The sequence below is a fragment of the Mycobacterium sp. E3247 genome (assembly GCF_001667785.1).
Lineage (GTDB): Bacteria > Actinomycetota > Actinomycetes > Mycobacteriales > Mycobacteriaceae > Mycobacterium.
On record NZ_LZJG01000376.1, the window covers coordinates 1 to 9954 of the forward strand.

9 protein-coding genes and 2 pseudogenes are annotated in these 9954 nt (G+C 69.6%); 8 read left to right on the forward strand and 3 right to left on the reverse strand.

Translation table 11 applies throughout. The features are described 5' to 3' along the window. A partial coding sequence (locus tag A9X04_RS30560; protein ID WP_304442268.1) for a hypothetical protein occupies positions 1–78 on the reverse strand: 78 nt, incomplete at its 3' end. On the opposite strand from A9X04_RS30560, the pseudogene A9X04_RS20615 reads away from it, so the two are divergent. The 8 genes and pseudogenes from A9X04_RS20615 to era all read left to right on the forward strand — a co-directional run. Further along, a pseudogene (locus A9X04_RS20615) lies at positions 68–709 on the forward strand (heat-inducible transcriptional repressor HrcA); the annotation flags it as partial. The gene A9X04_RS30560 and the pseudogene A9X04_RS20615 overlap by 11 nt on opposite strands. A gap of 58 nt (positions 710–767) precedes the next feature. After that, complete coding sequence (gene dnaJ / locus A9X04_RS20620; RefSeq protein ID WP_067924348.1) at positions 768–1913, forward strand: molecular chaperone DnaJ; 1146 nt, start codon at positions 768–770, stop codon at positions 1911–1913. Between the two features lie 110 nt (positions 1914–2023). Next, positions 2024–2785 carry a 16S rRNA (uracil(1498)-N(3))-methyltransferase gene (locus tag A9X04_RS20625; protein ID WP_067924351.1) on the forward strand — a complete coding sequence of 254 codons (762 nt, stop codon included), beginning with the start codon at positions 2024–2026 and terminating at the stop codon, positions 2783–2785. Between the two features lie 97 nt (positions 2786–2882). Next, a complete protein-coding gene (locus A9X04_RS20630; RefSeq protein ID WP_067924354.1) occupies positions 2883–3941 on the forward strand; it encodes a PhoH family protein in 1059 nt (352 codons plus the stop codon). 17 nt (positions 3942–3958) lie between these two features. Then, the gene (gene ybeY, locus A9X04_RS20635) at positions 3959–4492 is read left to right on the forward strand and encodes an rRNA maturation RNase YbeY (protein WP_067924357.1); all 534 of its coding nucleotides are present in this window, start codon (positions 3959–3961) and stop codon (positions 4490–4492) included. Continuing rightward, on the forward strand, positions 4489–5781 hold the full coding sequence (locus tag A9X04_RS20640; protein ID WP_067924360.1) for a hypothetical protein: 1293 nt from the start codon (positions 4489–4491) through the stop codon (positions 5779–5781). The genes ybeY and A9X04_RS20640 overlap by 4 nt, the downstream gene beginning before the upstream one ends. Then, positions 5778–7091, forward strand: coding sequence for a hemolysin family protein (locus tag A9X04_RS20645; RefSeq protein WP_067924366.1), 1314 nt, complete (start codon positions 5778–5780; stop codon positions 7089–7091). Before A9X04_RS20640 ends, A9X04_RS20645 begins: the two co-directional genes overlap by 4 nt. A gap of 18 nt (positions 7092–7109) precedes the next feature. Next, positions 7110–8009, forward strand: a complete 900-nt coding sequence (gene era / locus A9X04_RS20650; RefSeq protein WP_067924367.1) for a GTPase Era — start codon at positions 7110–7112, stop codon at positions 8007–8009. Between the two features lie 141 nt (positions 8010–8150). On the opposite strand, the gene A9X04_RS20655 is transcribed toward era, so the two are convergent. Continuing rightward, entirely contained in the window at positions 8151–9608 is a 1458-nt protein-coding gene (locus tag A9X04_RS20655; protein ID WP_067924368.1) for an aminotransferase class I/II-fold pyridoxal phosphate-dependent enzyme, read from the reverse strand. 175 nt (positions 9609–9783) lie between these two features. Further along, a pseudogene (locus tag A9X04_RS30565) lies at positions 9784–9954 on the reverse strand (amidase); the annotation flags it as partial.

Genomic DNA, 9954 nt, shown 5'->3' on the forward strand with positions numbered 1-9954 from the left:
CGTCGGGTATTGCACCACCGCCACCTGGCGGGTCAGCTGGGCCAGCAGCCGTACCGCCCGGCGCAGCACGTCGTCCACCGTGCGCCACCTCGAAGTGATCGCGCTGACCCCGGCCCGGCTGCTGATGGTGGTCATCACCGACACGGGCCGCGTGGATCAGCGCATCGTCGAGCTCGGCGACGTGATCGACGACCACCAGCTGTCGCAGCTTCGCGAGATGCTTGGCCAGGCGCTGGTCGGCAAGAAGCTCTCGGCGGCCTCGATCGCGGTGGCCGACCTGGCCGGGCAGCTCCGCGCCCCGGACGGCCTGGGCGACGCCGTCGGCCGCTCGGCGACGGTGTTGCTGGAGTCGCTGGTGGAACACAGCGAAGAACGCTTGCTGATGGGCGGTACCGCCAACCTCACGCGCAACGCCGCCGATTTCGGCGGCTCGCTGCGCTCCATCCTGGAAGCGCTCGAGGAGCAGGTGGTGGTGCTGCGGTTGCTGGCGGCCCAGCAGGAAGCCGGTAAGGTGACGGTGCGCATCGGCCATGAGACGGCCGCCGAGGAGATGGCGGGCACCTCGATGGTGACCACCGCCTACGGCACCTCCGACACCGTCTTCGGCGGGATGGGTGTGCTGGGGCCCACCCGGATGGACTATCCGGGAACTATTGCCAGCGTCGCCGCGGTTGCCCTATACATCGGCGAAGTCCTGGGTGCTCGATGAACGCGCACCCGCAGTATGCGCAGGCGCGGGATAAAGACCAGGTTTAGGAGAGTCAGGCGTGGCACGCGACTATTACGGGCTGCTCGGCGTGAGCAGAAACGCCAGCGACGCGGAGATCAAGCGCGCGTACCGCAAACTGGCGCGCGAACTGCATCCCGACGTCAACCCGGATGAGGCCGCGCAGGCCAAGTTCAAGGAGATCAGCGTCGCCTACGAGGTGCTCAATGACCCCGAGAAGCGGCGCATCGTCGACCTGGGTGGCGATCCGCTGGAGAACGCCGCCGCGGGCGGCGGTTTCGGTGGCGGCTTCGGCGGCCTGGGTGACGTGTTCGAGGCCTTCTTCGGCGGCGGCTTCAGCGGCGGCGCCACCACCCGCGGTCCCATGGGCCGGGTGCGGCCCGGCTCGGACTCCCTGCTGCGGATGCGCCTCGACCTCGAGGAGTGCGCGACCGGTGTGACCAAGCAGGTCACCGTCGACACAGCGGTGCTGTGCGACCGCTGCCAGGGCAAGGGCACCAACGGCGATTCCGTGCCGGTGCCGTGCGACACGTGCGGCGGCCGCGGCGAGGTCCAGACCGTGCAGCGCTCGCTGCTGGGTCAGGTGATGACCTCGCGCCCGTGTCCCACCTGCCGCGGCGTCGGCGTGGTCATCCCGGATCCCTGCCACCAGTGCATGGGCGACGGCCGGGTCCGGGCCCGCCGCGAGATCAGCGTCAAGATCCCCGCCGGGGTCGGCGACGGCATGCGGGTGCGGCTGGCCGCCCAGGGCGAGGTCGGACCCGGGGGCGGCCCGGCCGGGGACCTGTACGTCGAGGTTCACGAGCAGCCCCACGACGTCTTCGTGCGCGAAGGTGACGACCTGCACTGCACGGTGTCGGTGCCCATGGTCGACGCGGCCCTGGGCGCCACGATCACCGTCGACGCCATCCTGGACGGCCTCAGCGAGGTCACGATTCCGCCGGGCACGCAACCGAATTCGGTCATCACGCTGCGCGGACACGGCATGCCGCACCTGCGCTCGGGCACCCGGGGCGACCTGCACGTCCACGTCGAGGTGGTGGTGCCCAGCCGGCTCGATCACCACGACACCGAACTGCTGCGGGAGCTGAAGAACCGGCGCAGCCGCGACGTGCCCGAGGTCCGCTCGACGCACAGCGGCGGTGGGCTGTTCAGCCGGCTGCGTGAGACATTCACCGGGCGCTAGTCGCTTCGCAAGGCGCATCGAGTGTGCGGTCTATGGACGATATGAGGCCCGTTTTGCTACCTAGCACCCACGCTCGGCGTCGCGTTCGGTCGGCGGCGTAGGAGAAACCCATGGTCGCGACCCTGTTCTACGTCGACGCACTGCCCGACGTCGGGTCGCTGGCCCTGGTCGAGGGTGACGAGGGGTTCCACGCCGCCACCGTGCGGCGGATCCGTCCGGGCGAACAACTGGTCCTCGGCGACGGGGCCGGCGGTCTGGCGCATTGCGAGGTCGAGCACGCCGGCCGCGACGGGTTGCGGGCCCGGGTGCTGAAGCGCTGGAGCGTCGCGCCCGGCCGGCCGTCGGTGACGGTGGTCCAGGCGCTGCCCAAGTCCGACCGGTCGGAGCTGGCCGTCGAGCTCGCCACCGAAGCCGGCGCCGACGCGTTCCTGGCCTGGCAGGCGGCCCGGTGCGTGGCCGCCTGGCAGGGCCCCCGCGCGGACAAGGGCCTGCGCCGGTGGCGGGCCGTCGCCCGGTCCGCGGCCCGGCAATCCCGACGGGCGCACATCCCGCCCGTCGACGGCGTGCTGTCCACCGCGGCGCTGACCCGGCGGATCCGCGACGACGTGGCCGCCGGGGCGGTGGTGCTGGCGTTACACGAGTCGGCGACCGACCCGCTGGCCCACCTCGACGTCGCCCGTGCGACGTCCCTGGTTCTCGTGGTGGGTCCCGAAGGCGGCATCGCCCCCGACGAGATCACCGCGTTGACCGACGCGGGGGCGCGACCGGTGCGGCTGGGCCCGCAGGTGCTGCGCACCTCGACGGCCGCGGCGGTGGCGCTGGGGGCGCTCGGCGTGCTCACGCCACGCTGGGACGACGCTTCCACCCTCTGATTCCGCGGCTGAAGGCTGGCCAACGCGGGGTCCGGGCGTAGACTTAGGCAGCCGAGCAAACCACCGACAAGCCGAGAAAGCAGGCATCGAGAACCACGTGACGCCCCGCGAGACCAGCGCTGTTGACGCAGCCGGAGGCCTCCAGGCCAACGCCCGAGTACGCAGCAGCATCGATGTTCCGCCCGATGTCGTCGTCGGCTTGTTGGGCTCGGCAGACGAAAACCTCCGCGCGTTGGAACGCAGCCTCAGTGCCGACCTGCACGTGCGTGGCAACGCCGTGACGGTCTCGGGTGCGCCGGCCGACGTCGCGCTCGCCGAGCGGGCGATCTCCGAGCTGGTCGCGATCGTCGCCAACGGGCAGCCGCTGACCCCGGAGGTGGTCCGCCACAGCGTGGCGATGCTGGCCGGCACCGACAACGAGTCACCGGCCGAGGTGCTCACCCTGGACATCCTGTCCCGGCGCGGAAAGACGATCCGGCCCAAGACGCTCAACCAGAAGCGCTACGTCGACGCGATCGACGCCAACACCATCGTCTTCGGGGTCGGCCCGGCCGGCACCGGGAAGACGTATCTGGCGATGGCCAAGGCGGTCAGCGCGCTGCAGACCAAACAGGTCAACCGCATCATCCTGACCCGGCCGGCGGTGGAAGCCGGTGAGCGCCTTGGGTTCCTGCCGGGCACGCTGAGCGAAAAGATCGACCCGTACCTGCGGCCGCTGTACGACGCGCTCTACGACATGATGGATCCCGAGCTGATCCCCAAGCTGATGTCCGCCGGGGTCATCGAGGTGGCGCCGCTGGCGTACATGCGTGGCCGCACGCTGAATTCGGCCTTCATCGTCCTCGACGAGGCGCAGAACACCACGGCCGAGCAGATGAAGATGTTCCTCACCCGGCTGGGGTTCGGCTCCAAGATGGTCATCACCGGGGACATCACCCAGGTGGATCTTCCCGGCGGCGCCAGGTCGGGCCTGCGGTCGGCGATCGAGATTCTGGACAGCGTCGAGGACATCCACATCGCGGAGCTCACCAGCGCGGACGTGGTGCGCCACCGGCTGGTTTCCGAAATCGTGGACGCCTACGCGAAATTCGAGGAGCCCGGGCTGGCGATGAACCGGGCGGCCCGGCGCGCGTCGGGCTCCCGCGGGCGCCGGTGATAGGGCCGTAAGCAGCTATGAGCATCGAGGTATCCAACGAGTCGGGCATCGACGTCTCCGAAACCGAGTTGATCAGCGTGGCACGGTTTGTCATCGCCAAGATGGACGTCAACCCGGCCGCCGAGCTGTCGATGGTGCTGCTGGACACCGCGGCGATGGCCGACCTGCACATGCGCTGGATGGACCTGCCCGGGCCGACGGACGTGATGAGCTTCCCGATGGACGAGCTCGAGCCGGGAGGCCGGCCCGACGCCCCCGAGCCGGGGCCGTCGATGCTGGGCGACATCGTGCTGTGCCCGGAATTCGCCGCCGGGCAGGCCGACGCGGCGGGCCACAGCCTGGGCCACGAGCTGGCGCTGCTGACCATCCACGGCGTGCTTCATCTGCTGGGATACGACCACGGCGAGCCGGACGAGGAAAAGGAAATGTTCGCCCTGCAGGACCGGTTGCTCGAGGAATGGGTTGCCGAGCAGGTCGAGTCCTACCGGCAGGACCGCCAGCTGGAGCGGGACCGCCGGTTGCTGGACAAGTCGAGGTATTTCGACAATTGAGCCGACTTCGAATACTGGTAATCGCGGCCGCGGCCGCCATCACCTTCGCACCGATCACGTTGGTGGCCACCACGATCGGTGCGGCGGAGGCGGCCCCCTGCGCCGGCAACGGGTCGAACCCGGCCAGCTGCAATTGGTGTCAGTATCTCGTGGCGCAGTACCACACCTCCAACGTGTGCTCCCAGGACGCGCCGCCCCGCCGGGCTCAGCCGTCCCCGACCCCGGTGCAGGTCCCCGAGCTCCCGCCGTACGTGCCGCCGGCCCCGGAGCCGGTGCATGCGCCGCCGGTCATCCCCCCGAACCTGCCGCCCCCCAACGCGGTCCCGACGATCAGTCCGCCGGGACCCGACGCGTCGAGGAACGTCTCGGTGGTGGCGCCGCCGCGGGGGCTGGACGTCGCGCCACAGGCCGTCGCGGCGGCCAAGACCGCGGCACCGACGCGCGTCAATCCGGCCGACCCGCCGAAGCCGCCGACGCAGGTCGACTTCAACCAGCGGGTGCAGAACGTGGTCAACACCCACCGGGAGAACGTCGACGTCCTCAAGGTCGACAATCAGCGGCTGATCCGGCCCCGCCACTGGGACTACGTCGACTACGACGACGCCTATCGCCGCCCCGCTCTGTTCAACCCGCTCAAAGAGGGCATGGTCTTCCGCTACTCCTACAACGGCGCCGACCGGGAGGCGTACCTGCCGGCCGGTTCCCGCATCGTGCTGGACGCCGCCACCGTCGGCGTGGTCCCGTTCACCGCGGTCGGCGACGGCTGGGTGGCGTCGGGCAGCTTCTACGGCGGGGGGACGGTACCGCCCGACGGCTTCAACGGCCCGCCACCGCCGGACTTCCGGCCGCCGGAGCCGGCCAAGGTCTATCAGAACGTGTTGGTCGCCGTCCCCGCGGCCAACCAGATCGTGGAATTGGGCCAGGTGACGGTGGTGGGACCCGACACCAGCCAACCGGCGGGCAACCGGGACACCATGTTCATGCTCGACGACTCGACCCTGGCCTGGGGCCAAATCAACGACTCGAGCAGCGCCAACGCCCAGATCAGGGTGACCAAGACCCAGTCGCTGCCCGGCGCGGGGCCGACGGACGACGGCAACTTCCTGGTGGTGCTGGCCGTCCGCCCGCACGAGGAGCCGCCGCAACCCGCCCAGCCCTGGTGGCCCTCGGCCCTGGGCTACGGGGCGCTGGGGGTGTTCGTCGGCCTCACCGCCTGGGCGCTCAACCGCAAGCGGAGTGACGACGAGGTACGGGAGCCCGTCAGCACGTCAAGGTCCTCCGGCAGTTGACCGGCCTGTCTTGGCTGCTCGGCGCGATGGCGCTGATCGCCATCGGCGGGCTGTTCGCGGCGATCGACGCCGCCATCAGCACGGTGTCGCTGGCCCGGGTCCAGGAGCTGGTGCGCGAGGAGCGACCCGGCGCGGTGTCGCTGGCGGAGGTGATGGCCGAGCGGCCGCGCTACATCAACCTGGTTGTGCTGCTGCGGATCACCTGCGAGGTCACGGCGACCGTGCTGCTGGTGCTGTTCCTGTACGACAACTTCGGGCTGAACTGGGCGTTGTTCGGCGCCGCGGCCACCATGGTGGTGATGAGCTTCGTCGTCATCGGGGTCGGGCCGCGCACCCTCGGCCGCCAGCACGCGTATTCCATCTCGTTGACGACGGCCGTTCCGCTGCGCCTCATTTCGTGGTTGTTGATGCCGTTGAGCCGGTTGCTGGTGGTCCTGGGTAATGCGCTGACGCCCGGCCGCGGCTTGCGCAACGGGCCGTTCGCGTCCGAGATCGAACTGCGCGAGGTCGTCGACCTGGCCCAGCAGCGCGGCGTGGTCGCCGCCGACGAACGCCGGATGATCGAGTCGGTGTTCGAGCTCGGTGATACCCCGGCCCGCGAGGTGATGGTGCCGCGCACCGAGATGATCTGGATCGAAAGTGACAAGCTCGCCAGTCAGGCGCTGAACCTGGCGGTGCGCAGCGGGCATTCCCGCCTGCCCGTGATCGGGGAGAATGTCGACGACATCGTCGGCGTGGTATACCTCAAAGACCTTGTGCAGCAAAGCTTTTTGTCGGGTGACGGCGGCCGGGGCATCACCGTGGCGCAGGTGATGCGCCCGGCGGTCTTCGTACCGGACTCCAAGCCGCTGGACACGCTGCTGCGCGAAATGCAGCGGGACCGCAACCACATGGCCCTCCTGGTCGACGAGTACGGCGCGATAGCCGGCCTGGTGAGCATCGAAGACGTGTTGGAGGAGATCGTCGGCGAGATCGCCGACGAGTACGACCAGGCGGAGACGGCGCCGATAGAAGACCTGGGCGACAAACGTTTCCGCGTCTCGGCGCGGCTGCCGATCGAGGACCTCGGCGAGCTGTACGACGTGGACTTCGACGACGATCTCGACGTCGATACCGTCGGCGGTCTGCTCGCCCTGGAGCTGGGCCGGGTGCCCCTGCCGGGCGCCGAGGTGGTCTCGCACGGTTTGCGGCTGCAGGCCGAGGGCGGCACCGACCACCGCGGGCGGGTGCGGGTCGGGACCGTCCTGTTGAGCCCGGCCGAGCCGGAGTCCAACGGCTCCCGTGAACCCGGGGCGGACGAGCATGGCTGAGCGGCGGGGTGGGGTGACATGACCGAATTCCATTCGGGCTTCGTCTGTTTGGTCGGCAGGCCCAACACCGGCAAGTCGACGCTGACCAACGCGCTCGTCGGCACCAAGGTGGCGATCACCTCGACGCGGCCGCAGACCACCCGGCACACCATCCGCGGAATCGTCCACCGCGACGACTTCCAGATCATCCTCGTCGACACGCCCGGCCTGCACCGGCCGCGCACCCTGCTGGGCAAGCGGCTCAACGACCTCGTGCGCGACACCTACGCCGAAGTCGACGTCATCGGGTTGTGCATCCCGGCCGACGAGGCGATCGGCCCGGGGGACAGGTGGATCGTCGACCAAATCCGTTCGACCGCAGCGAAAACGACGCTGGTGGCCATCGTGACCAAGATCGACAAGGTGCCCAGGGACCGGGTGGCCGCCCAGTTGGTCGCGGTCAGTGAACTCGTCGGCGACTCGGCCGAGATCGTGCCCGTCTCTGCGACGACCGGGACGCAGGTAGACGTCCTGATCGACGTGCTGGCGGCGGCGCTGCCCGTCGGTCCGGCGTATTACCCCGACGGTGAGCTGACCGACGAACCCGAGGAGGTGCTGATGGCGGAGCTCATCCGCGAGGCCGCCCTGGAGGGGGTCCGCGACGAGCTGCCGCACTCGTTGGCGGTGGTCATCGACGAGGTCAGCCCGCGGGAGGGCCGCGACGATCTGATCGACGTGCACGCGCTGCTCTACGTCGAGCGCGACAGCCAAAAGGGCATCATCATCGGCAAGGGCGGCGCCCGGCTGCGGGAGGTGGGTACTGCCGCGCGCGGCCAGATCGAAAAGCTGCTCGGCACCAAGGTGTACCTCGACCTGCGCGTCAAGGTCGCCAAGAACTGGCAGAGCGACCCCAAACAGCTTGGTCGGCTGGGCTTTTAGACCGCCAGGACAAGGTTTTTTCACTGTCCGGTTCGGTCCTCGTCAAGGCCAGGGGCGGCCAACCGCGTGCTGCCCGACAGCGTCAAAGCCGTTGGCAACCGCGTGATGTCGCGGCCGCGCGCCGGCTGATCAGGGTCAGGGTCACGCCAGCACCCGGATGGTCCGCAGCGACGGATCCGCCGCGTCGGGGACGTTCATCCCGGCCCGCACACCGGAACACAGGTAATCCAGCACGGCGTCGTTGAGGCGCTCGCCGGGCACCACGGCGGGAATCCCCGGCGGATACGGGGTGCATTGCTCGGCGGCGACGCGACCGGCGGCCCGGTCGGTCGGCACGGTCTCGACGCGCCCGAAGAACGCGTCGCGCGGCAGGCAGACCGTCTCCAGCTGCAGTTGCTCGGGTGACGGTAGGTCGATGGGCGGTGGCGGGTCGAATCCGTCGGCGGCCTTGCGCCAGTCCGTGAGCGCGTCGACGAGGCGGCCGGCGGTGTCGTAGTCGTCGGCCATGGACAGCGTCGCCAGAATGCGGCGGTGATCGCTCATCCCGGTGTCCAGGTGTGCGTGCTCGCGCAGCCAGTCATGGGCCTGATAACCCGAGGTGCCCGTCGCGGACACGTCCATCAACACCTGCAGCCGATCCAGGTCGTGGGAGGCCTGCACGCCGAGCAGCTCGTCGTCGAGCACCTTCACGTCGGGGATGGCTTCGATGTCGCGACGCAGCTGACGGGCGAGATCCAGTGCACCGCCCAACAATTCGTGCCCGCGCTGCACCATCTGGCGGCGCCAGCCGTCCATGGCGGCGTACACCAGGACGTTGGGGCTGGTGGTCATCAGCAGGTCCGCGCACGCCGAGAGCCGGTCCTGGTCGATCCGGTCGCTCTGCACGTGGAACACGGAACCCTGCTCGAAACCTGTTCCCATCTTGTGAATGCTGACTACGCAGACGTCCGCACCGGCGTCCATCGCCCACGTCGGCAGGTCCTCGTGGAACGGCAGGTGCGCGCCCCACGCCTCGTCGATGATCAACGGCTTGCCGCGCGCGTGGCACACCTCGGCGATCCCGGCGATGTCGGCACACGTGCCGTAGGGGCTGGGGCTCACGACGAGCGCGCCGGCGGCATCGGGGTGCTTCTCCCAGGCCTCCTGTACCTGCTGCGGCGACGGTGGGTGCGAGAAATGATGCTCGGCGTCCCAGCGGGGGGTGATCCACCGGGGTTGCACGCCGGAGAAGATCAGCCCCGCCACTATCGACTTGTGGCTGTCGCGGCTGACCAGCAGGCTGCCGTCGCCGCCGGCCACGGCCATCATCGCCGCCTTGACCGACAGCGAGCTGCCGCAGGTGGAGAACCAGGCGACGTCGGCGCCCACGGCCTGGGCCATCAGGTCCTCGGCGTGCTTCAGGTATTGGTGGCCGGTCCTGCGGTCGTCCAGCCCGCCGCTGGCCAGCACGTCGTCGGCGAACGGCTCGCGGCCCAGGACCGCCAGGACCCGTTCATCGGTGCCGCGGCCCTGCCGGTGACCGGGCGGGGTGAACCCGTACCGGTTCTTCTCGCGGTAATCGACCAGCGCATCTAACAGCGGTGCATCAGATTGGTCCATCGGCTCGGAATACCCGCCTTGATGGGCGCTATGCGACCGTGGCCTCGAGCGACCTGTGTTCGCTGCACCGCTCCAGATCGTCGGATCGGTGCACCGCGGTCAATTACTCGGTTGGTCGTCGGCAACCCAAGCCGCTCAAGCGAAGTCGACACCAGGCAGCGCACCGGTCGACGTTTCACCTCCGCGCCGGCGGTGCGCCCGCCACCGGCGGCGTGCCCGTTTCGGCGTTCCACCACATCGTGGGCTGCCTGGTCGACCATCCGCACACCGCCTCCAGCTCGGCGGCCAGCGAGATCAGCATGCCTTCGCTGTTGGCGGGCCCCATCAACTGCACGCCGATCGGCAG